We start from the raw sequence: 22,570 nt of genomic DNA, 5'->3' as shown, positions 1-22,570 counted from the left end.
CTTTTTATTTGTTTTTTTATCTCTTATATCTTCAACTATATTGTACTATGATTCGCATAAAAAAAACGAGGATAACGATTGAAGGCTATTATTGGAGATTGAATTATAATTCTATTTAGATTAAAATAAAACTAATGATTTAATTTGAATTAAATGAGAGTAAAAGGAGAGTTTTATTATGAAAAAGTACGGTTCAAAAAAAGCACATAAGCAAATACCTTTATTTTTACTGACAATCTTAATCCTTTCTACAAGTTTTAATCTCTTTTCAACAACTGTTTTTGGAAAAGAAGAAACAACTTCTCAGCAAGATACAAATTATCAAACGTTAAAAGAAGCTCATGAGAAGAACGAATCTTTCGTCAATGAGCTTAGTAAGCAAGCCTTTGAAGAAAATGTTAAAGCTCAATTAGCCAGTCGAGGGTTCGATACTAACTCCTTTGATGAGAACGCTATCGATGAAGAACAACAGAAAATACGTTTAATCGTACAATTAACTAAGGATGCTGCTGTTGAAAAACTTGATGCTCCGACGGGTTCAAAAAACTCTGTTCAAACTATTGAGCGAGCAACTGATTCTGTCATCCATAACCAAGCTTCTATAAAAAAACAAATTGAAGCACTCACAGGGAATAAAAGCCAGCGCTCTTTCGGCTACCTACTCAATGGTTTTTCAATTGATGCAAAATACAAAGATATTGAAAAGATCCGCTCAATTACTGGCGTTGAATCCGTTTCTGCTGCAAAAGTTTACTATCCTACCTCTATTGATGCCAATCAATTGGCCAACATCCAGCAAGTGTGGCAAAATCACCAATTAAAAGGAGAAGGAATGGTCGTCTCCATTATTGATTCAGGAGTTGACCCAACACATAAAGACTTACGTCTATCAACAGATACCAAAGAAAAAATTAGCCTTCAGCAAAGTGAGCAGAGTGTTAAAAATATGGGCTATGGTCAAGCTTTTACCAGAAAAGTTCCTTATGGTCATAACTACGCTGACAACAATGAAACAATCATTGATACTAACCCTGGAACGAACATGCATGGTATGCATGTCGCAGGAATTGTTGCTGCAAATGGCGTTGGTGAAGATCCTGCAAAAGCCGTTCTAGGCGTTGCGCCAGAAGCACAATTACTAGCAATGAAAGTTTTTACAAACAATACGCGCGTGCCTACAGCATTAGATGATGATGTCATTGCGGCTATTGAAGATTCTGTCAAACTGGGAGCTGATATTATAAATATGAGCTTGGGCTCAGATTCCGGCACCGTCGACCCAGATTCTCCTGAACAATTAGTAATCAAACAAGCAGCTGAAGTTGGCGTATTGTCTGTTATTTCAGCAGGCAATAGCAGCATTAGCACGACAGATAATGCTAATACTGACCCTCAAAATAAATTGGGAACCATCGATACAGGAACTCTTGGCTCCTCAGGTGTCACTACAGAAGCTCTAACCGTTGCTTCCGCTGAAAACACCTATATTACAAGTGGAGGGTTACTTGTTCAATTAGTAGATGCGGATGGAACGAAACATGCTTATCCGATGGAAACATCTACTTCTCCATCAGGTGCAATTATTGTGTCAAATTCGACAAGTGCCGATCCTAGCTTATTGAATCAGACAACAGATTTAGTTAGTGTTGGAATTGGTTCAGAGAACGACTATCAAAATAAAGAAGTCAAAGGAAAAATAGTATTAATTCAACGTGGGGCAATTGCTTTTTCTGATAAACAGCGAATCGCTAAAGAACATGGTGCTAGCGCAGCATTTATTTACAACAATGTACCCAATAGTCCTCCTATCAGCATGCAACTTGCAGATCCTAGCTACTTAACTTTAGGTCTAACGAAAGAAGATGGAGAAGCTTTAATCAAATTGGCTAATGAAACTGTAAACCAACAGTTTAGTTTTGACATGAACAGCTATCAATTCGCAAATCCAAAAACAGGAAAAATGTCTGACTTTTCTTCGTGGGGACTAACACCAGACTTAGAATTAAAACCAGAAATTTCAGCACCTGGAGGTAACATTTATTCAACTGTCAATAATAACAGCTACCAAACGAAAAGCGGTACTTCGATGTCGTCCCCTTTTGTAGCTGGTTCTCAAGCCCTAGTCTATCAAGCGTTGAAAAAGAATAAAACTTCTCTTACCGGTATCGATTTAACTCGTTTTGCAAAATTATCAGTGATGAATACTGCTGTACCAATGTTAGATAAAAAACATGATGATGTGATTATTTCTCCAAGGCGCCAAGGTGCTGGGCAAATTAAAGTAGACAAAGCGATTGAAAATACAACGAGTCTAACCGATTCAACCGATGGTGATGGAGCCTTAGCCTTAAAGCAAATTGGACAAAAAACCACAATTTCTATCAAGTTACAAAACAATGGAACGAAAGCTGTAACCTATCAATTTACTGATTTTGGTGGCGTCTATACGGAAACTAAAACAAATACTGCTGAAGTCTATGAAACAAAAATTAAGGATGCTGAAATCACACCGAATCAAAAAGAGGTAACTCTGAAACCAACTGAAACAAAAACGATTCAGCTTCAATTAGAGTTACCAGACTCATTTTCAAAACAGCAATTTGTAGAAGGCTATATTGGCTTTACAAGTGACACTCAACCAGACTTAACGATGCCTTTCGTTGGATTCTATGGTGATTATAGTTTAGCACCAGTGATTGATGCACCAGTCTATGATGCGAATTCACTTCTAGGAACTGGTTATTTTACTGACAAAAACAATACTTTTTTAGGCTTAAATAATAATACAATTGCTCCTGAACTAGTTGCTATTTCGCCAAATAAAGATAATCGGAAAGATGAAGCAAAACCGACCTTAAACTTTTTACGGAATGCTAAAAACGTTACGTATGAAATTGTTAACTCTGACAAAAAAGTTATTCGCCGTTTAGCAGAAGAAAAACAAATGCGCAAAAATTTATTTAACGCTGGAGCAGGACGCTTTTTAGCTCATACCATTACCTCTGCCAATTGGGATGGCAGTATTTACAACATGAAAACTGGAAAAAGTGAAATCGTTCCAGACGGTCAATATCAATTAAAAGTTGTAGCTACAGGGAATGTTCCTGATGAAAAACCTCAAGAAATGTTTTTACCTATTAAAGTTGACACAACTGAACCAACGATTGAACAGATAACCTTTGAAGATACCTCGCCTACACCAAGCTTAAAAATGAAACTGGAAGATCAATTAAGTGGGGTTGATTTAAAGTCTGTCACGATTGCCATAAATGGAACCATCGAAACCTACGATCTTAGCAGTCAAAAAACAAGCATGGTGTCGATTCCTTTAACCGATTCACAGAAACCAAGTGCTGGTCAAAATCAAGTATCCGTTTTAATTACAGACCACGCGGGAAATTATGGTTACCAAAATCAAACGATCCAATACGGTTCCAAAGGTGGGTTGGTTCTATTCAATCTTAAAGAAAATCAAATCATTACAAGCAATACGACCCATTTTTCAACGGCCGATCAAACACTAACGATTAATGGCTCATATCCAGAAGAATTATTTGTAAATGGTGTCAAAGCTAAAGCCAACGAACATTTATTTACTGTAGCAGTCCCTCTAACAAATGAAACCAAGAACATTATTTTTTCAAACGACCTTGAAGGACAAGCAATTATTAAAGAAATTCCAGTCAGTGTTTATACACAAAAACCGGATCTATCAATTACCAGTCCCAACCAAGAAAATAGTACCACTGAAGAAATAACCTATACACTAACTGGAACTACAGGTGCAAGCACTAAGAAGCTGGAACTAGAGCAATCAAATAGCAGTAATAAAATAGATTTAACTGCTTTGATTCAATCAAATGGACAATTTCAAGCACCAATACAACTCGTTCATGGTCAAAACTTGCTTTCTATTCGTGCGATAGATGAATATGGCAATCAATCGGTGCAAAAAAGAATGATTACGTCAACTGGCTATCAACAAACAGATATTCTTGCACTAGAAAATATCAATGTTAGTGGCCTGACTGCGATTGGTGTTGGAAATCCGGATTACGATACATCTACTAGTACTTATACAATCAAAGGACGCTTACGTGAAAAAGTCGATCATTTTACTATCAATAAAAAAGACGTCTCTTACGATTCTAAAACGTTGACCTTTAGTATGCCAATTGAATTAAAACAAGGGAAAAACAGTCTAGCTTTTTATGTTCAATCTGAACAATTGAATGATGGAAAACCCCTTGTTGACGAAGGTTATTATGTACTGGTGGATACTGTTTTGCCAACATTACAGCTAGAGCACTTAGCTGTTGATGAAAATGACAACTATTCTGCCTATACAAATAAAAATCCTTTTCATGTAAAAGGACTGATTTCAGACAACTTCTCTGGCTATAAACTATTTGTAAACAATGAAAACATTCATACGGATATTGGCTATAGTGTTTTTGATGAGAAGTTTTTTGCCGGAAAACCAGCCGCTGCTTTTGACTATGTAGTACCAATCACTACAGGTGAAAATCATTTAAAAGTTGGATTAACTGACGTTTTAGGAAATACAACGAGTAAGAACATTACTGTTTTTTATCAAGAGGAACAGCCTAAGATACCTGTCATCACGGCAGATACCACAAAGTTAACCAATCAAGCGGTCCGATTAAAAGCTACTGCGGATGAACAGATAACTATTTTTTATAGTTTTGATGGAGAACTTTACGAGCTTTATACAGATGAAATAGCTGTTGTTACCAATCAAAAAATGTATTTTTACACTGTAGATCGTTATGGCAATAAGTCTGATGTAGTAACCTATGACGTAACGAATATTCAAAGTGAGATTGCAGCTAAACCTGTAATTACCGTTACTCAAAAAACACGAGCGCTAACATTTACGCCACCTGTTGAAGTTGCCATTACCTATGATAAAGAGTTAACACAAGAACAAGCCCGTTATACTCACCTTCGTTACAGTTTAGACAAAGGAAAAACCTATCAACCTTACACTGAACCGTTTGAACAAACAACAGCGACAGAAGTTTGGGCACAAAGTTATGATGACGCTGGAAATGAAAGTGCCGTTATCAAAGCTACTGTAGTATTTGCAGAAAAAGAAAAACCAAAAACTCCTACTGAAAATTCTAATTCTAACAAACCAACAACTGAAAGCTCGAGCGAAACTGAGCAGACTAGTTTAGTTGGGGAAACAGCAACAAACGGTGGAATAAAACCAAACACAACAACCTATCAATCTAGCAAACCTAGCGGTGCTCTTCCTCGAACTGGAGAAAATAAAAATAATGCAGCAATCGTGATTGGCTTCTTTATCATCCTGCTGCTAAATTGGTATCGCTATCGATTAGGCTCAAAAAATAATTAAAACTGATTTATATACTAAGCCACACTAGTTCATAAATAACAAAGTATATTTGGATTAAAATGAGGTTTTCAAAAAAACAGTGGCACTACTAGCAGTTATTTCCAGTAACCGTGCCAAGAATCCAACGTGAATTACTTGGGCTTGCCACTTATTATACCCAAGTTTGCAGCTTGGAAGCTCTGAGACCTCTCCTTTCGACTTAGAGCGACTCCACGTTTTTTCACTGGCCGTAACTGTCGGTAGTGGAGCTAATCCTTTTTTTAAATTGAAGGGACAAAATAGGTTAATTTTTTTACGCAACACTAATGTTAATTGTTTATAGATGTGATTTAGTTTACGTTCATCATGCTCTCCGAAATACCCGTCGCAAGAGAATCTGTGGCGGGTATTTTTAATGCCTTCCTATTGTCGCTAAGCCTATAGTTTCTTAATTTTTCAGTACTCTAAACAAATACTTCTCCAAAGAGCATTACTTATTAATATCCTTTTACATTTAAAAATCCCTGAAAAGAGAATGGATACGTTGGTCTTTGAAACATTCCCACCACTCCTTTGAGGTTACCTTCACTCAATAAACTGACTAGCATAAAAAGAGCGAACTATTTCTATCCTTCTTTATAAAATCTGTAGTTTTTTGACCTGACGCTACTCTTGTTTCTATCGCAATGAAATTGATGCTTAGATAGCTTTGTTACCTACCCATAGTATAGATAAAAGGAGAGATATTTTTACCGAACATATTTTCTTGAAATTTTAGTCAATTTTAGGTAGAATAGTAGTGTCTAACATTAAACATTTAAGAAACACTATTTATAAAGGAGGTTGAAGCATGGATAACGATCATAAGTCAACCATGAAAAGTATATCAAAGCTGATTTCCCAATCTTCCCAAAGTTTCCTTTCCGCCTTTTTAGATGACTCTAAAGATAAGAAAAATAAAAGTGAGGAACGCGAATCCCTTTTAAAAAAGCTGCAGTTAGCTTCTGCTCAAAAAAGTCTAGTGGTGCTACAGCTAAAAGAAGTTCCAACTTCTCAAAAATTTGAAACTGTTTCAGGATGGATTGTGTCAAAGTCTATTACTGATAGTATCATGCTACGTTTGCAAGGAGATTCTCAGCAAATTCGGATGATTGCAGTTGAACATATAAAAAAAGTAAGTACTTTAAGTAAAAGCGACGAACGCCAAATAAAGTAAGAATCTGACAGCTATTGTTCAGATTCTTACTTTTTTATTTTTCTATAACTGGCTGAATACCACTCTTCTCATAGCTCTCATAAGCCATTTCTCTAATTAAGGTCTATCATTTCTTTTTTTCTGGAAATATAGGAAAGCTTTCTTTAGGTGTGTACAACTGTGGAGCTACTTTAACCAAGATACCTAAAACAATCCCTACATAAATAGTGTTCGCAATCGCACTTCCTCCGTTAAAGATAAGTGAATACCAATAAGGGCTCATTCCTTCTGGTGCATACATGCCCCAAACAAGGACGCCTGCCCAATAGTGCCAAAACCAACGAGAGCACACCGCTACAAAGCCTCCCAACACAACATAAATAATCGCTTGGCGAGTATTCTTCTGAGCTAACGATGTTTGGATTTTTTTAGCAAAAAGCCCACCCATTCCACCAAAGGCAAAAGCAAAAGGGTACTCAAAAATAATTTGCGGAACTGAGATAAAATTTTTCAGCGCAGAGCCTAAAATAATGTTCAATAATCCCCAAATAAATCCCGCTGTTAATCCAGGTATCAGTCCTCTACGATAAGAATACAACACTAAGGGCACCAACCCCAACGATAAATCAAATGCTGAATTTGCGGACTGGATAGGAATAAATGACAGAGCCATCGCCATCGCTGCAACAATCGTTCCTTCAATCCATACTCTTAAATCCATTTTTTTCGACACAAAAAATCCTCCTTATGCAGAACAAACCATTCATCAAAGGAGGAGTAAAATCTATCTACTCCATCACAACTTCCTACGCACGTCCTAACGCAACAGGTTCAAGGGTTTAGAGTATTCTCATTCTCAGCTGGATCGCTCCCCTATGTGATGGTGTTCTATGCAATTTTTTGTCATTCACGGTTTCGTTTCTGACAAAGTCATTCTAACACAGTTTACTTTTGAAGTAAATTTCACTGGTTCTATTTACTATCTGCTCTCTATATACTAGACTAGCTATAAGCATTTAACCTTAGAAGGAGGTTTACTCATGGATTACTCAATTAAAATCATTCATCCTGAACAGAAAGAATTTTCGCAAGCGTTAGTTCTTATTGAAACTACTTTTGACGAATTTGAAGCACCAGATTACTCCGAAGAAGGACAAAAAGAGTTTAAAAAATTTATTCAAAACGAAAATATCTCACAATTAATAAAAAATAATCAACTACTGATGTGGGGCTATTTGAAAAAGGATCGATTAATTGGTATAGTGGCAGTTCGTCCCCCTAATCATATTGCTTTGTTATTCGTAGACAAAAATTACCACCGTCAAGGAGTAGCACGCTTACTTTTTAACACAGCTTTTGAACAAATAAAGACGACAACTTCGCAGGAGATAACCGTTAACTCTTCACCTTATGCTGAAATAGCTTATAAGCATTTAGGTTTCACTAAAGTAGGAGAGTTACAAATCGTCAATGGCATTCAGTTCATCCCTATGAAAAAAGAACTGTTTTAAAAATGGATTCCCACAAAAAAAGACCCTCAAACAACCTACACACACTGGTTAGAATGCGCTATAATAAAATTAGTAATAGGAGAACTGTTCTTAATAAAACGATATTTATTTCTGAGTAAATGATTACGGATAAATTGTTTTAGAAGGGAGATTTTTTTATGCATCTAATAAAATACAATAACGATTATCGAACAATTGTTGAAAAATACTGCTTATCTGCCGAACAATTACACTATATGTCCGAACCGAAAGAAGCGGTGGCTCTAACAGAAAACGACCCCAATCGCCAAGCCATTCTTGCTTTTGAAAATGAAAAATTAGTAGGTTTTCTAGTTCTTCATAAAGTAGATCGCATGAATCCATACTCTGACAAAGAAAATATTATGTTAATTCGTAGCTTTTCAACGGACTATCGTCATCTTGGCAAAGGGTATGGAAAAAAAATCATTTTTTTATTAACAGATTTTGTTAATAGCAACTATCCAAAAATTGAAGAATTGTTATTTAAGGTAACTGAGAAAAGTTTACAAGAGTTTGCTCCTGCTTTATATGAAAACTTCGGTTTTAAAGATACTGGAATAAAGCAACATACTATTGATGGTGATTTTGTTATTCTAAAATTACCCGTAACGAAATAAATTCGATATAAGGGAGAAAAACGAATGAAATTACAGCTTATTGACCAACAAAAATACATGATTCTGAAATTTCCAGTCAAAACTGCCATTCCCTCCTCTTTTCATAAAATCACAAGTTTTAAAAGCATTACCTATACTGAAGATGAATGTTCATTGGTTGTTCCAGAGGATTCAATAGACGGTCATAACGCAGTAGATGTAGACAAAGATTGGGTCATCATTAAGGTTGTCGGTATCTTAGATTTTTCTTTGGTAGGGATTCTTGCAGAACTAGCAAATCCTTTAGCTAAAAATGATATTTCTATTTTTGCATTATCAACTTTCAATACAGACTATCTTTTGATTAAATATAAAGATAGTGAGAAAGCTCGTAACGTCCTACAAGAACAAGGACATGCGTTTCTTTAGTTATTTGAAATTATAAAAAAACACTGGGCAAGATTCTACTAAATCAGAACCTTCCCCAGTATTTTTTTATTGAAGGATTATTTTTTCCTTCGTCCTTTTTTCCAGATATCAACTGCTAAAAATAAAATAGCGAACAAAGCAATCGCATAACCAATCATTCCTAAAACTGAAACGAAATTACTAGTAAGACCGGCATTAAATTCCACTAACATAGATGAGCCAATAATTAGAGCTGAAAGAATTAAGCCCATCACAAGCCGATTCATCATTCGCTCAACCCGATCCATTAGTTCATTTTGCTTTTTTAATTCCAAATTTATTTTTGACTTTCCTTTTGACAAATCATCCAGAACGTCCAAAACCCGTGAAGGAATCTTCGGCGCTGCTTTCGCTGAATAAAGCAAATCAATACCGGCTTTTTTTAACTCCCATTGCCAATCGATTTTTTCGGTAAAATATTTTTTAGCAAAAGGTGTGGCAATTTCAATCAAAGAAATCTCTGGCGCCAACTCCCTAATGACTCCTTCAAAAGTGGCAATAGCCTTAATTAGCATCGTTACTTCTTGAGGTGCTTGCAAATTATTCTGATGGCAAATAGCAATAATTCTGAAAAATAGCGTTTGTAAATTTAAATCTCCGACACTTGCACCGTAATTTTCATCTAACAAAGGAGCTAGTTCTTCAAAAAAATGCTCTTCATCTACAGGTCCAATCTGATTACATAGCTGCAAAATGGCACGTCCAATATTCTTAACGTTATTTCCATACAAACTATCCATCACATTTGTCAGCTTATGAATCATCGTTTCGTCTAAATACCCCATCATCCCAAAATCTAAATAAACTAAACGATACGGTGGTAGATCCTGTTCTTCTGTATAATTAAAACCAATAGATCCTTGCTTCATTTCTTTCTTATGCTGAATATCTTTCACCTTATTTTTAGCATGATAGCCCTCTTCGTTTGGTTCAAGAAAACGAACTAAAATATTCCCTGGATGGGGATCCGCATGAAAAAAACCATCTTCAAATACTTGTTTTACAAAATTACGAACCAACACATTCCCAAGATGATTTTTCAATTGCTTCCGTTCTTCTGATTCTTTTGACACAACCTCTTTTTGGACAAACTTACGAATACTTTCCCCCTGCATAAATTCCATGACTAGGACTTTTTCAGTACAATAATCACGATAAATGATTGGCGTTTGGATAATTTCCCAGCCATTATTTTTTTTATAAAAAGCTACCCCATTTTCCGCTTCTTTCAACGAATTCAATTCATTTTGTAAGGACGTTTTGATTTCTAAAAAAATTTCCTTTGGATCTACGACATTGGATTCAGGAATATGCTTGATTAAAGGAAGCACCTTAGCAAATAAAGATAAATCCAAATTAATTTCCTCTTTTATCCCTGGATGTTGCACTTTAACCGCGACTTCCTTCCCATTTTTCAAAGTCGCCTTATGCGCCTGACCCATGGAAGCAGATGCGAAAGGCAGTTCTTCAAACGTTTCAAAAATGTCGGTTAACTTTAAGTGAGTCTCTTCCTCAATCGTTTGCTTCACCGTAGCAAACGTATCTGTTTTCACATTATCCTGTAGTTTTTTTAGTTCTCCAATAAATCGTGGTGTCAAAATATCGGATCGAACTGACAGCATCTGACCTATTTTAATAAAGGTTGGTCCTAACTCTTCAAAAGCTTCCCTGACTTTTTCAGGATGCTCTTGTTTTGCTATATTTGGTAATACATTATAGGAAAGAAAAACTTTCATAATTTCTTTAAAACGGACACTGCTAGTCTTTTTTTTCTGCTCTTTTTTTCCCGTTGAAAGTTGTGTCATTTCCATCCCTCCCTTTTCTTTTATAGTAACTGGAAAGAAGGTTTTCAGCAACTTTAAAAAGATTTGCGTTTACCCATTTTTCACTAGAAATCTTATTCTATCAGTAGTTACAGACCCTATTTTTCAAACAAAAAATAAGTTTCAAAATACTGATAGTTTAATAATTTTCTGTACTATATTAACCCACACTCATCTATAAATAACTAAGTAATTTTGACTCAAAAGAGGTTTTATCATAGGGCATGTATCTCTCATAACGTATTTGTTCACTAATGCTACATAAATAAAAAAACTAAAACAAAACGTAACTAGTCTTGTCTTAGTCTCTTTAAAATTAATATCCCCACTGATGAGATTCGGTTCCTTCTTTACGAGCAATGTAGAGTTCAAAGTACTCCCCTAATTGTTTGTACCCTTCCATTTTTTGCTCTACTTCTTTGGGACAGTAAATCCATTTCCCCATGACTTTTCTTTTCTTGGAAAGGCCTTTTGCCTCTTCAATAAAATCCTCTAGATTATCTATTAGCTTCTGACAGCTTAAATCTGTACCCAACATCATATCTTTTCTATTTAACTCATAGATTTTTGTCCATAAATAAGGAAGTACTTCAATTTTCCTCATATTCGCATAAAAATCTTCTTTTGAAACCATCCCTTTATGACCAAGCCCTCTCGTTTTTTCAAAAAATGAATGAATCTCCCATTCCAGCTTTTTCAAACGCCGTAACGAAGGTAATTCTGCTTTAGCTTGGATGGCATCCGCTTGGCTTGTGTAACTCAAATTCTGCTCTTGCTCTTTCGTACTGACAGACTGATCAGAAACTCGATCAAGTACTTCTTCAATAGCTAAGGTAACTGGAGCAGTCTCTGCTTTTACTGGTTGAAAAATAGCTTGTTGAGCTGCCTGAGCTCTTGCTTGATTTTGGACCTGTGCCTGAACCTCTGCTTGCATTCTAACTTGTGCACTTAACGGTCTTGAAGCTCTTAAAAAATCCTCTTTTGAAGGGAAACTACTTGTCTGAATCGGCATTCTACTATCAGCATTTCTTCTATGTGACAAAGCTTCTTGTTCCTGAACCCTATCTCCTATTGCCTTCTCCTGTCTTGTTTCCATGATTGGCATTTGCCTTGAAACAGGAAGTGCGGCAGGTCCGACTATTGCTTGTGGTGACCCTTCTGGCATTGATGGACTATTTTCTGGCTGCTTCTGTGACAGCTCAGGAACTTTCTGCCTTGGCATCGATTCTGTTGCTTGTACTTTAGAGACAGAGACCCTTACGAGTTGTTCTAGCTCTGCAATTTTTTGATGGGCTTTAATTAATTCTACATCCACTTTACCAACCGTTTGTGTCAATCGCTTAATTTCTGTTGCATTCACAGTTAGTCGCTCTTGATCTACTTGATGCTGTTTTGCTAAATCATTTAAGGTTTCACTTTTCTTAAGCTTAATAACTGGCGTTGCTTTGGTTCTCTTGACTGTTGTTAATTCCGTCTCAACGTTTTGTAGTTTTTTATGTAATCCATCGATCACTTCATTTAGCTTCCTCGTTTCAGAAGTTGTTACTTGTAATTGTCCGTGATCTTTTTCCATTCTTGCTACCGTTTCTGGATCAGGTTTTACTTCTAATATATTAGTTTCCACCGTACTTAATTTCTGACTAATTTCTTGTAGTTGCTTTGTCAATGAAGTTACTTCTTCCGTTGTGGTTGCCAACTTTTTCTCTAGTTCATTCTCATTTTTGGACTTTTCTTTTTTTACAGGCATCTTAATCTTAGGAACTTTTTTAGGCTGATTTTTTTCCAGATGAGCACTTAATTCAGTAATTTTACGTTCTGAAGCCTTTACTTCTTTTGTTAACATATTGATTTCTTTTAAAGCTTCTTCCAATCGACTTTCTAAAGAAGACTGCTCAGATTTTTCACCATTAAAAAAAACTTTGAATTTAGGCGGTGTTTTAGGTTTACTAAGCTTCGTCAAACGCTGGTCTACCTGTGTTTTCAAACTAGAAAAAGCTGAGAATAGTTTATCTACTTTTTCAGTAGTCTGCTTGATTAACTCTGCATTTTCAGATTCCAACGATTTTTTTCTAGCCGCATCGCTTTTCACCACTTTTACTACAGGAGGTGTTTTCTTATTTTTAAGCTTTTGCAATTCTTCATAAATATCAGATAAATTCAAACCAAATTGATTCATCATTTCCGTTAATAAAAGTACTTCACTAGTTGTTTCTTGTAATCCTTTAACCATTTCTATAGGAATCTCTTGAGAAGGCGATGGCAAATGTTCCAAGGTTTCAGGAAGGTCTGGTACTTTCAATTCATTCATCCATATGCGTAAATCATTCATCTCTATTTTAGTCAGCGGTTGAGCTAGAGCTAAAAGAAGTGTGAGGTAAACTGCCTTCTGAGTCGTGCGTACATATATATTTTTAATAACAAATTGTTGAAAAACTTGTTCAAAATTCTCTATGAGAGTTTTCAATAATTCTTCAAATTGTCCTTGTTCTTCATAATCAATAGTTTCTTCAAACTTTCTCACTAAATAAACAGAATACGGACTTAATAAATCATCTGAATAGATTTCTTCACCTAAACGATCCTCTTCAATTTCTTTTCGTATCAGCACTTTTTTATTTGCCTGTGTGATCTTTGTTAGGTTCAATTTCTCCATGTATACCAGCAACTCCTTTTCTATCCGTTTACACTTAAGCTAACAATTTGGCTCCCTAACAAATAAACTAATCCCAAAACATTAATTTAGTGCTACTCCTACACCCTTTTATATAGCCATACCAGTCTCCATTTTTATCAATCATGTTCTATTTTACCTTAAAAAAGCGTCTACAGGTTTTCATAAAATGAACAAATACAGGAAAAAAATGAGAAATATAGACGAGGTTGAGGCAGAAGTCCTTCTGGGGCAAGAACTTGAATCCAAAAGCGCACAATGCGCTTTATCCATTGAGTGATTTTCGGGAAATTTCCGAAGACCCAGATTTTTGACCACCGTTTATTCAGATTTAAAGGATAAAGTAAAACTGATTTTTAGTTTTGTCCCATCCTCTTCATTATCCCTAAAACCAAATAAAAAGAAGTGGTTTTGTCCCACCTTCTCTTTGCTGCTAGCACTATTTATAATGTTTTTCAATTCTCTTATCTGGAATAAACCACATCAAAAGAATCACAATATTTACAATTAATACTAAGTACGGATGAATATACCATCCTAGAAATAACCCCAACACATTTAAACCTATAGATAAATAAGATTTACGTTGATTTTCAAAAACTTTAGCTAATTCAGAATTATTTCCATTTACCCGAATTAATTCAGTTGTCAAAATTAAATAGGAGATATTTGCTAACATCATAATCATTCCATAAGTAATTTGTGGTGCTAGATTTTCTGAAAATTCTCCTACCCAAGCGGTAGTAAATGGAAATAAGGTTAAGGTAAACAGAAAAAAATTATTTGCCCACAAAACTCTCCCATCAACTTTATGAACTAATTGAAACATATGGTGGTGGTTATTCCAGTAGATTGCTAACATAACAAAGCTTACTATATAAATGATAAAATGTCTTTCTACACCAAGTAAACTTTGCCAAGTCCCTTCCTTAGGCTGTTTAAGTTCTAACACCAACAGGGTCATCACAATAGCTACTACTCCATCTGTGAAAATTTCGATTCTCCCTTTAGACATCGCTCTCACTCCTTAATTAATTATTTTACGTCCTTTTTCAATAAATGCAATTATTCAACCTGAGTGTTTCTTAAAGTTAAGTAAATAGAATAGCACTGATTTTCTTCTTATCGTCTAATTACGATTTTTTAAAGCAATCATGACTATTATTAGATGAGAAAAAATGACTCGCTGCATTTCTTGATTCAAAGCAACTGAGGTAACCCTCGCTTTGTTTGCCTTCATTCAATTTTTACATGTTTAATATGCCGTGTAAAAAGGGAGTACAGTTTTTTTAGCTACTTTATATTGTGCATCATCTGCTTGCAGTGATTTACAACTATACGATCAAAGCTTAGCGAAGACCTTCAATTCTAGCATGTTTTATGCGTAGTGATTAGAACGGAGTGAAGTGTACTGTTCATCATCTGTTCTACCTTTTCATGGTAATCACAGTGATTCGGGGGCTGGGGTGACAACGCTCCTTTCTCTCGCCTTCCTTCAATTCTTAATGCTTTAGCTTTTAGAAATTGTTGTGAGCGAAACGGAGTGAAGTGTGCTGTTCATCATCTGTTCTACCTTTTCATGGTAATCACAGTGATTCGGGGCTGGGGTGACAACGCTCCTTTCTCTCGCCTTCCTTCAATTCTTAATGCTTTAGCTTTTAGAAATTGTTGTGAGCGTAACGGAGTGAAGTGTACTGTTCATCATCTGTTCTACCTTTTCATGGTAATCACAGTGATTCGAGGCTGGGGTGACAACGCTCCTTTCTCTCGCCTTCCTTCAATTCTTAATGCTTTAGCTTTTAGAAATTGTTGTGAGCGTAACGGAGTGAAGTGTACTGTTCATCATCTGTTCTACCTTTTCATGGTAATCACAGTGATTCGAGGCTGGGGTGACAACGCTCCTTTCTCTCGCCTTCCTTCAATTCTTAATGCTTTAGCTTTTAGAAATTGTTGTGAGCGTAACGGAGTGAAGTGTACTGTTCATCATCTGTTCTACCTTTTCATGGTAATCACAGTGATTCGAGGCTGGGGTGACAACGCTCCTTTCTCTCGCCTTCCTTCAATTCTTAATGCTTTAGCTTTTAGAAATTGTTGTGAGCGTAACGGAGTGAAGTGTACTGTTCATCATCTGTTCTACCATTTCATGGTAATCACAGTGATTCACAGCAAAATCAGTCTTAAGGTGGATGTTCCTTCGATTTATTCTTGGTATACTTTATTTATTGAAAGACAGAAAAAAATGGAGGTTATCAAAATGGGACAACAATCAATCTTTGTGAAAATTTTAATGGTTATCGGATTTTTCTTTGCAGCTAGCATTATTTTAAGTATCGTAATGGGGCTTTTAGGTGGGTTACTTTGGTTTGGTATTAAAGTAGTTCTTCCAATCGCTATTATCGTGTGGATTGTTAAAGCTATTTCTGGTCCATCTAATCGCAATCGTTGTGGCCGTAGATATTATTAAGTAGTTACTGGCTCTTAGTTCAAAAAAATTTTGATCTGTTCTAAAAAAGCAAATGGATTTTTCATATTTGCTTTTTTCGTATAAATAAAAAAACAATCATCTTAACCTTGAAATGGCTAAAATGATTGTTTTTATTTATTAATAGTCCCCTCTAAAAGGTTGTTCCAAACTATCAAATCTAGCAGTTGTTCCTTTTGTTTGAACCTCCCATTTCCCTTTACCATTCTTTTTAAGAAGCATTCTGAAACCATCTCCGTATGAATCAATTTCAACAGGTGTTGTAGTTTTTATGATTTCGGGCAACTGATCGACGACTGCTTTTTCTGCTAATCTCATTTCCTCTTCAAAACTCATGTCACTTGCTTGCTCTGAAAATTTATTTTGCACTTCTGTCATTGCTGATCTCATTTCTTTAAAGGTTACTGCTTCAACATTTACTAAAACAGTAGCCATATCTGGTGAAAAATAAAATAATTCATATGCTACCTTACCCACTTTTCCATTTGTTTCTCTAAGTACCTTAGCAATAGCGCTAGCTTCTTGTTCTGTTGGCTTGTAATCATAAAACTTATCTTTTAAATTTTTTGTAAAGTTAGAATCAAAATTTTTAATCGCTTCTTCTTTATTATTCGTAACTAATTTCTCATAGCTTTTATTTTCTTTGGCTAAAAATACTTCATCTACAAATCCAGTAGCTGCTTTCAATACTTCTTTTGAATGATCTTTATATTTTGAAGCATCTACCTCCAAAATAATTGGTTCTGCTTCTTTTTCTGTATCAAAAATCATTGGCTCAAAATGCAATTTATATTTTTCTTCTTTATTTACCGGAAACACTACATACCCTGTCTTTGATTTATTTCCCGAAAGCTTTTCATATGAAAAGAATTTAGTTTTGCTTCCTTCTTCTGGGTAGACATCTATTGCTTCTATTTTGCTATCATCTTCATCATATAACATAATATCAGATTTGCTAATATCTAAACTTTTACTTGTTTCATTTTTCAAAGTCACTTCTAAAGCTAAAAATCCTTCGCCCTCTGAAGTACTTTCGTCTTGTGGCAAAATGTATTCCCCACCATCGATTGTAACGGCTGCTACTTTTTCCTTTTTATTTGTGCTACACCCTGCTAATAAAGCAATTGCTGTTATAGCAAAAAAAACAACTCTTATTTTTTTCAAAATTTTTTCCTCCAAAATTTATTCTAACCTACTTATCATACTACGGAAAGTCCCAACATTTTTATCAATTTTATTATTTATTATCTAATTTTTTGAAAAAAGCGAGAGTTACTGGCTATTTTAGACTTACTCTTGCTGATTTTTTTCTACACTGCTTTACAACTCAACAAAATAGTAGTATGTTTTAAAATAAGGGAGTTTATAAAAAAACCACCCCGGACAGAAAGGAATCACATATGAACAATAAAGAAATGATTCAACAAAACAATGTTTTACGAAAACAACTAAACGATGACAATAAACGCTATTACGAAGAACTCTTAACCCATGTCCGCCTTACCTTAAACATAGATGAGCAAAAAACGGAAGAAGTGATGTTGGAAATTCTTCAAGATCTTTTAGAGGCACAAAAAAATGGGCGTACCGCTGAAGAATTTTTTGGGAAAGGACCGCAAGAAATTGGTGACGCTTTGATTGCTGAACTACCAAAAGAATCTTTAATGGGAAACTTAACCCTCTTTTTAATGATTTTCTTTATTTTAGTGCAAATCAAGTTAATCGATACTTTAATGGAACCAGTCGTTACAATCGGTCTCTTTAAAACAGGACTGCCTATTTTATTCCTAATAGTTGCTATGTACTTCTTGCTTCATTCTTTGAAATATCGTTCTTTTAAACGAAAACAATATCTTTTTAGTTTTTTAAGTTTACTTTGTTGGATCGGTGCAGTCATCGTTCCAATCATTAATGATAAAATGAATGGAATTGGGCCTGTAACAATTATTTCTCATCAATTATTTGCTTTGATTCTATTGATTTTTTCAAGTTTTATTTTAGTACACTATTACCGCTCTGGAAGCTATTTTAGCGAAATTTTTCCAACTATTATTTTTATCCTTTTAGAACTTTCAGTTCTCTTAAAAATCATAAATCCTTTAACCTTATCTGATTTCAGTAAGCTATTATTTTCAATAATTCTACTAGTAGTTGTTTTCACAATGCCTTTGCTTTCTCTTTCTACCAATCAAAAGAATCATTCACAAAATTAGGGAACATTCTTTTCACTTTCTTTTCTTTATTTTTAATAGCTTGTCAATACGTCACATTTTTGTCACATATTCTATCTATACTATAATTAAAATAGAAAAAGGATGTGCTTCATGTGAAAAAACGAATAATGAGTTTATTGACAGTCGGGTTAATGGCAGCTATGTTTGCTGGCGGAAGTATCGCTTATGCGGGACAACATCAAAGTAATTATGATGTGTTATGTTCCGTAGCAAATAAGAAAGTTGCAGATACTGGGCGTGCCCAAGGAAAACGTTTAGGAACAATTGCTAAAGAAGCTGGAAAACTTTCTGAATTCCAACAACAAGTATTAGCAAATAAAAAAGCTCGCCTTGCTGAAAAAATCGATGCTGGTCAAATTACAGAAGAACAAGCAACTCAAGTTGTTGAAACGATTCAGCAAAATCAAGCAAATTGTGACGGTACTGGTGTTGGGCAAGGTACTGGTGTTGGACTAGGAAATGGACAAGGGAACGGAACAGGGATTTGTGATGGTACTGGTGCTGGAAATGGTACCGGTCAGGGAGCTGGACTAGGAAATGGTGCTGGTCAAGGGATGGGGCAAGGACATCGTGGTGGCGGAAATGGTCTTCATGATGGTTCTGGTGCTGGTGGTCAACATGGTCGCAACGCTGGAAACTGTGTGAATCCTCAATAAGTTAACTGTTAATAGGGGAAGACAAAACTTTTTGAGTTTTGCCTTCCCCTATTTTTTGTTGAAACAAAAGACGAGAATGCTTTTCATTTATGATGATTATTTTCAATCATCCAACAAATACATTGGCTCTCTTAGCTATTGCTTTTTCTTGCGCTTTGATCGAAAGGCACGCTTGATGACGTCAAAAAAACCGAGAGACTGTACCATATGGTCAGCAGCAATATATTCGCCAATTGCTCGAAGCACTTTTTTGGGTTGTTTGGATGAGAACGTAAAAGTCCCATTTTTCTTCGTCTGAATGGCATAACGGGGAATCCATTTGCCTTTAAACATTACAGAAGCAATCACATAATCTACTTCTTCCCAAGGAATTTGAATAAATTTTCGTGCATCACGAGAATTGTAAAACTCAAAACCTTTATCCCCTACCATAATTTCACCATAATCGGTAAGCCCGGTAAAAGCGGTGGCATTCATGACTAAATCTATTTTTGTATTAAGTGATTGAACCATTGATTCTGCTCCATTTCTATTATTTCCATAGGTTCATTATACGTGCATTACAACGATTAATCCATTGGAAAAACGTAATACTATTTAACCTAACATTATGTAAAAACAGACTGGGAAATTTCACTGTCCCAGCCTGAGTAAAGACAAATTATAGAAGTTTAAACACGTGACCAACCACGCCGACTAAGAATAAACCAAGGATAATAACGATTGGTGATACTTTTTTCTTCAGTAACCACATACATCCAAAGGTTAATAACAACGCTGCTAATCCTGGGATTAATTGATCCAAGTTATCTTGCAAAGTTGTTACTTTTTCTGGCGTCAATGAAAGACCACTACCTACATCTTTGAAAGCTTGTTGAAGTCCAGCTCCACTCATCGGGATTTTGTCCCACTCAATATAAGCCCCTTTGTCCAGCTTAACGGTCGAAACAACCGGAATGAACTTGATTGACACCCACCGCTGCACTAACGCCGCTAGTACGAACATTCCTAAGATAGAGGCACCTTTTGTTACATCTTGCAATAAGCCACCTGATAAATCTTCGGTAATTTTAGAACCTGCTTTATAACCAAACTCTTGGGTATACCACATGAAGCCCCAACGAATCAAGTTCCAAGCTACAAAGAAAATAATAGGTCCAAGGATATTTCCGCCGATGGCTAATGAAGCTCCTAAAGCTCCTAGCATTGGACGAATAGTAAACCAGAATACTGGATCACCAACACCCGCTAAAGGACCCATCATCCCTACTTTAACCCCTTGAATAGCTACATCATCCACAGGAGCGCCATTTGCACGTTCTTCTTCAAGTGCTAAAGTAACACCCAAAATTGGGGAAGCAATATATGGGTGAGTATTAAAGAATTCTAAGTGACGTTTTAACGCCATTGAACGATCTTCTTTTGATTTATATAATTTCTTGATTGCTGGAATCATTGCAAATGCCCAGCCACCATTTTGCATACGTTCATAGTTCCAAGATCCTTGGATAAATGTAGAACGCCATGCAACAGCTAAACGATCTTTTTTGGTTAATTCAATTTTTTCTGCCATTGCTCTTCTCCTCCTTTGTCATGACTCTTAGAAGCTTTCGTTCCTAGAGGCATGATACAAATCGAATGCAGTTCGACTTTGTTCCGTATATTTTTTTGGTTAATAATCATTCAAGATATCGCCAAGCGGATCGCCTGAATTGCTTCCTCCGCCACCGTTAGAAGAACCACCCATTTTAGAAAGGTTCAAGTAAATAAGTGCTAAAGCAACACCTAATGCACCTAGTGCGATTAGCGTTAATTGAGAAATTGCTGCTACCACGAAACCGATAACGAAAAATGGCCAAACTTCTTTTGTTGCCATCATATTGATTACCAATGCGTACCCTACAGCTACGACCATTCCACCACCGATAGCCATACCTTCTGTTAACCATGCAGGCATTGATTCTAATGCCGCTTGAACGGTATGTGCAGGAATGAATAGAAGTGCTGCTGCTGGAATTGCAATACGAACCCCTTGCATACACACTGCTAAAATGTGTAATATTTCAATTTTTTTGAAATCGCCTTTTTCTGCTGCCGCATCCATCATATGGACAATTGGCACTGCAAGTGTACGAACAACCATTGTTAAAAATAAACCAGCTACCGCTAATGGAACTGCAATTGCGATTGCTGAAGGAACACCTTTGACACCTTGACCACCTAAAACTAAAATAATTGCTGATGCAACTGATGCTAATGCAGCGTCGGGTGCTACTGCTGCACCAATATTCGCCCATCCAAGTGCGATCATTTGAAGGGTACCCCCTAAAACAATCCCTGCTTCTAAATTCCCTGTTACTAAACCAATTAATGTACATGCCACTAATGGTTGATGGAACTGAAATTCATCCAAAATACCTTCCATACCAGCTAGAAAGGCAACTAATATTACTAAAACTATTGATATAATAGACATGATAAGCCTCCTATTTTTATTGAATTTGTCGTGTTATTTTGCTTGAGCTAACTCAGATTTCGCTTTTTTGATGAGGTCATCCATGTTGTCTTGGGAATCATTTGGCACTTTACGTACATCAAATTTAATGCCCATTTCTTTCATTTTGTCGAAAGCTTCAACATCTTCTTGTCCCATAGATAACACTTTACTCACAACCACTTTTCCAACCGAATGTGCCATAGAGCCTACATTTACTTCTGTAATTTCTACGCCGCCTTCAACTGCTGTAAGCACGTCTTCTGGATTTTCAAACAATAATAATGCTTTCGTTCCACCAAAACGAGGGTCTTTTGCTACCTCAATCATTTTGCTAATTGGCACAACATTTGCTTTAACTCCTGGAGGAGCCGCTTGTTCAATTAGTTTTTTCCGAAGATCATCTTTAGATACTGCATCTGAAACAACAATAATACGATTTGGCAACGTTGATTTTGTCCATGCAGTCGCTACTTGTCCATGCAACAAACGAGAGTCAACACGTGCTAAGACATATTTAATTTTTCCATCGCCGACAACAGTTCCTTCTGGTAATGCACCTTTAGGTTGTGTATCTTCAACTTTAGCTACTGCTGCTTCAGCAGGTTCTAATTCTTCTGGTTTCACTTTGACACCTTCTTTTGCCACATTAACAACATGTGCAGCAATATCATGTGCTGAGTTCATTGAAAATCTTGAAGAATATGCTTCAATTAACATTGGTAAGTTCAAGCCACTAACAATTGCCCATTTGTCTTTATGCTCTTCAAACAGACTATTTGCTTGGTTAAATGGTGTTCCTCCCCAAAGATCAACTAAAAATAATACATCATCATCTGCATCAAAAGATGCAACTGCTTCCTGTAATCTCGCCTTCAAATCATCTGGGCCTTCGCTAGGCATTAACGTAACTGCCCGCACTTTTTCCTGCTCACCAAAAATCATGGCGCCGGATTGTAAGATACCCTCGGCGAATTCTCCATGGCTAGCCAAAATAATTCCTACCATGTTTTGATCCCTCCTATAAGTTCTAATTTTTTTGTAGCTTTTATTTTTC

Annotated in this window: 17 protein-coding genes; 8 read left to right on the top strand and 9 right to left on the bottom strand. The window is 36.0% G+C overall.

Features of this window, described 5'->3' with window-relative positions; genetic code table 11:
• Positions 1 to 178: 178 nt before the first annotated feature.
• Positions 179 to 5,383: a S8 family serine peptidase gene (locus tag BCR26_RS03635; RefSeq protein ID WP_139124872.1), complete on the top strand. Its 5,205-nt coding sequence runs from the start codon at positions 179 to 181 to the stop codon at positions 5,381 to 5,383.
• 829 nt (positions 5,384 to 6,212) lie between these two features.
• Positions 6,213 to 6,578: a hypothetical protein gene (locus BCR26_RS03630; protein WP_069697609.1), complete on the top strand. Its 366-nt coding sequence runs from the start codon at positions 6,213 to 6,215 to the stop codon at positions 6,576 to 6,578.
• A gap of 106 nt (positions 6,579 to 6,684) precedes the next feature.
• Here the strand turns inward: BCR26_RS03630 and thiT are convergent, their stop codons facing one another.
• Positions 6,685 to 7,290, bottom strand: coding sequence for an energy-coupled thiamine transporter ThiT (thiT, locus tag BCR26_RS03625; protein WP_069697608.1), 606 nt, complete (start codon positions 7,288 to 7,290; stop codon positions 6,685 to 6,687).
• Positions 7,291 to 7,597: 307 nt separating this feature from the next.
• On the opposite strand from thiT, the gene BCR26_RS03620 reads away from it, so the two are divergent.
• The 3 genes from BCR26_RS03620 to BCR26_RS03610 all read left to right on the top strand — a co-directional run bounded on the left by BCR26_RS03620 (position 7,598) and on the right by BCR26_RS03610 (position 9,114).
• Positions 7,598 to 8,068: a GNAT family N-acetyltransferase gene (locus tag BCR26_RS03620; protein ID WP_069697607.1), complete on the top strand. Its 471-nt coding sequence runs from the start codon at positions 7,598 to 7,600 to the stop codon at positions 8,066 to 8,068.
• A 158-nt stretch (positions 8,069 to 8,226) separates the two neighbouring features.
• The gene (locus BCR26_RS03615) at positions 8,227 to 8,706 is read left to right on the top strand and encodes a GNAT family N-acetyltransferase (protein WP_069697606.1); all 480 of its coding nucleotides are present in this window, start codon (positions 8,227 to 8,229) and stop codon (positions 8,704 to 8,706) included.
• A 24-nt stretch (positions 8,707 to 8,730) separates the two neighbouring features.
• Complete coding sequence (locus BCR26_RS03610; protein ID WP_069697605.1) at positions 8,731 to 9,114, top strand: ACT domain-containing protein; 384 nt, start codon at positions 8,731 to 8,733, stop codon at positions 9,112 to 9,114.
• Between the two features lie 77 nt (positions 9,115 to 9,191).
• On the opposite strand, the gene BCR26_RS03605 is transcribed toward BCR26_RS03610, so the two are convergent.
• The 3 genes from BCR26_RS03605 to BCR26_RS03595 form a co-directional block, all read right to left on the bottom strand.
• Positions 9,192 to 10,958 carry an ABC1 kinase family protein gene (locus BCR26_RS03605; protein WP_084387003.1) on the bottom strand — a complete coding sequence of 589 codons (1,767 nt, stop codon included), beginning with the start codon at positions 10,956 to 10,958 and terminating at the stop codon, positions 9,192 to 9,194.
• A 334-nt stretch (positions 10,959 to 11,292) separates the two neighbouring features.
• Positions 11,293 to 13,629, bottom strand: coding sequence for a hypothetical protein (locus tag BCR26_RS03600; protein ID WP_069697604.1), 2,337 nt, complete (start codon positions 13,627 to 13,629; stop codon positions 11,293 to 11,295).
• Positions 13,630 to 14,086: 457 nt separating this feature from the next.
• Positions 14,087 to 14,662, bottom strand: a complete 576-nt coding sequence (locus BCR26_RS03595; RefSeq protein WP_069697603.1) for a TMEM175 family protein — start codon at positions 14,660 to 14,662, stop codon at positions 14,087 to 14,089.
• A gap of 528 nt (positions 14,663 to 15,190) precedes the next feature.
• On the opposite strand from BCR26_RS03595, the gene BCR26_RS18910 reads away from it, so the two are divergent.
• Positions 15,191 to 16,111 (top strand): hypothetical protein, encoded by a 921-nt coding sequence (locus BCR26_RS18910; protein WP_245676909.1) that lies wholly within the window; start codon positions 15,191 to 15,193, stop codon positions 16,109 to 16,111.
• A gap of 138 nt (positions 16,112 to 16,249) precedes the next feature.
• On the opposite strand, the gene BCR26_RS03585 is transcribed toward BCR26_RS18910, so the two are convergent.
• Complete coding sequence (locus tag BCR26_RS03585; protein WP_069697602.1) at positions 16,250 to 17,293, bottom strand: DUF5105 domain-containing protein; 1,044 nt, start codon at positions 17,291 to 17,293, stop codon at positions 16,250 to 16,252.
• A 236-nt stretch (positions 17,294 to 17,529) separates the two neighbouring features.
• On the opposite strand from BCR26_RS03585, the gene BCR26_RS03580 reads away from it, so the two are divergent.
• On the top strand, positions 17,530 to 18,342 hold the full coding sequence (locus BCR26_RS03580; RefSeq protein WP_069697601.1) for a DUF1129 domain-containing protein: 813 nt from the start codon (positions 17,530 to 17,532) through the stop codon (positions 18,340 to 18,342).
• Between the two features lie 128 nt (positions 18,343 to 18,470).
• Positions 18,471 to 19,019: a hypothetical protein gene (locus tag BCR26_RS03575; protein WP_211272283.1), complete on the top strand. Its 549-nt coding sequence runs from the start codon at positions 18,471 to 18,473 to the stop codon at positions 19,017 to 19,019.
• Between the two features lie 135 nt (positions 19,020 to 19,154).
• Here the strand turns inward: BCR26_RS03575 and BCR26_RS03570 are convergent, their stop codons facing one another.
• The 4 genes from BCR26_RS03570 to BCR26_RS03555 form a co-directional block, all read right to left on the bottom strand.
• The gene (locus BCR26_RS03570; RefSeq protein ID WP_069697599.1) at positions 19,155 to 19,532 is read right to left on the bottom strand and encodes a DUF956 family protein; all 378 of its coding nucleotides are present in this window, start codon (positions 19,530 to 19,532) and stop codon (positions 19,155 to 19,157) included.
• 148 nt (positions 19,533 to 19,680) lie between these two features.
• A complete protein-coding gene (locus BCR26_RS03565) occupies positions 19,681 to 20,592 on the bottom strand; it encodes a PTS system mannose/fructose/sorbose family transporter subunit IID (protein ID WP_069697598.1) in 912 nt (303 codons plus the stop codon).
• A 99-nt stretch (positions 20,593 to 20,691) separates the two neighbouring features.
• Positions 20,692 to 21,495, bottom strand: a complete 804-nt coding sequence (locus BCR26_RS03560) for a PTS mannose/fructose/sorbose transporter subunit IIC (protein WP_069697597.1) — start codon at positions 21,493 to 21,495, stop codon at positions 20,692 to 20,694.
• Positions 21,496 to 21,528: 33 nt separating this feature from the next.
• Positions 21,529 to 22,521, bottom strand: a complete 993-nt coding sequence (locus BCR26_RS03555; protein WP_069697596.1) for a mannose/fructose/sorbose PTS transporter subunit IIA — start codon at positions 22,519 to 22,521, stop codon at positions 21,529 to 21,531.
• Between the last annotated feature and the right edge of the window lie 49 nt (positions 22,522 to 22,570).

The sequence above is a fragment of the Enterococcus rivorum genome (genome assembly GCF_001742285.1).
GTDB lineage: Bacteria > Bacillota > Bacilli > Lactobacillales > Enterococcaceae > Enterococcus_L > Enterococcus_L rivorum.
The sequence above is the reverse complement of the archived record's forward strand: the minus strand, read 5'-3'. Positions and strand labels throughout refer to the sequence as shown.

What these genes read in the sequence shown, in the direction of transcription:
- BCR26_RS03580 (WP_069697601.1), top strand. Translation starts at nt 17,530, where the DNA reads ATGAACAATAAAGAAATGATTCAACAAAACAATGTTTTACGAAAACAA.
- BCR26_RS03610 (WP_069697605.1), top strand. Translation starts at nt 8,731, where the DNA reads ATGAAATTACAGCTTATTGACCAACAAAAATACATGATTCTGAAATTT.
- BCR26_RS03575 (WP_211272283.1), top strand. Translation starts at nt 18,471, where the DNA reads ATGAGTTTATTGACAGTCGGGTTAATGGCAGCTATGTTTGCTGGCGGA.
- BCR26_RS03620 (WP_069697607.1), top strand. Translation starts at nt 7,598, where the DNA reads ATGGATTACTCAATTAAAATCATTCATCCTGAACAGAAAGAATTTTCG.
- BCR26_RS03635 (WP_139124872.1), top strand. Translation starts at nt 179, where the DNA reads ATGAAAAAGTACGGTTCAAAAAAAGCACATAAGCAAATACCTTTATTT.
- BCR26_RS03605 (WP_084387003.1), bottom strand. Translation starts at nt 10,958, where the DNA reads ATGACACAACTTTCAACGGGAAAAAAAGAGCAGAAAAAAAAGACTAGC.
- BCR26_RS03595 (WP_069697603.1), bottom strand. Translation starts at nt 14,662, where the DNA reads ATGTCTAAAGGGAGAATCGAAATTTTCACAGATGGAGTAGTAGCTATT.
- BCR26_RS03615 (WP_069697606.1), top strand. Translation starts at nt 8,227, where the DNA reads ATGCATCTAATAAAATACAATAACGATTATCGAACAATTGTTGAAAAA.
- BCR26_RS03565 (WP_069697598.1), bottom strand. Translation starts at nt 20,592, where the DNA reads ATGGCAGAAAAAATTGAATTAACCAAAAAAGATCGTTTAGCTGTTGCA.
- BCR26_RS03570 (WP_069697599.1), bottom strand. Translation starts at nt 19,532, where the DNA reads ATGGTTCAATCACTTAATACAAAAATAGATTTAGTCATGAATGCCACC.
- BCR26_RS03560 (WP_069697597.1), bottom strand. Translation starts at nt 21,495, where the DNA reads ATGTCTATTATATCAATAGTTTTAGTAATATTAGTTGCCTTTCTAGCT.
- BCR26_RS03555 (WP_069697596.1), bottom strand. Translation starts at nt 22,521, where the DNA reads ATGGTAGGAATTATTTTGGCTAGCCATGGAGAATTCGCCGAGGGTATC.
- BCR26_RS03600 (WP_069697604.1), bottom strand. Translation starts at nt 13,629, where the DNA reads ATGGAGAAATTGAACCTAACAAAGATCACACAGGCAAATAAAAAAGTG.
- BCR26_RS03630 (WP_069697609.1), top strand. Translation starts at nt 6,213, where the DNA reads ATGGATAACGATCATAAGTCAACCATGAAAAGTATATCAAAGCTGATT.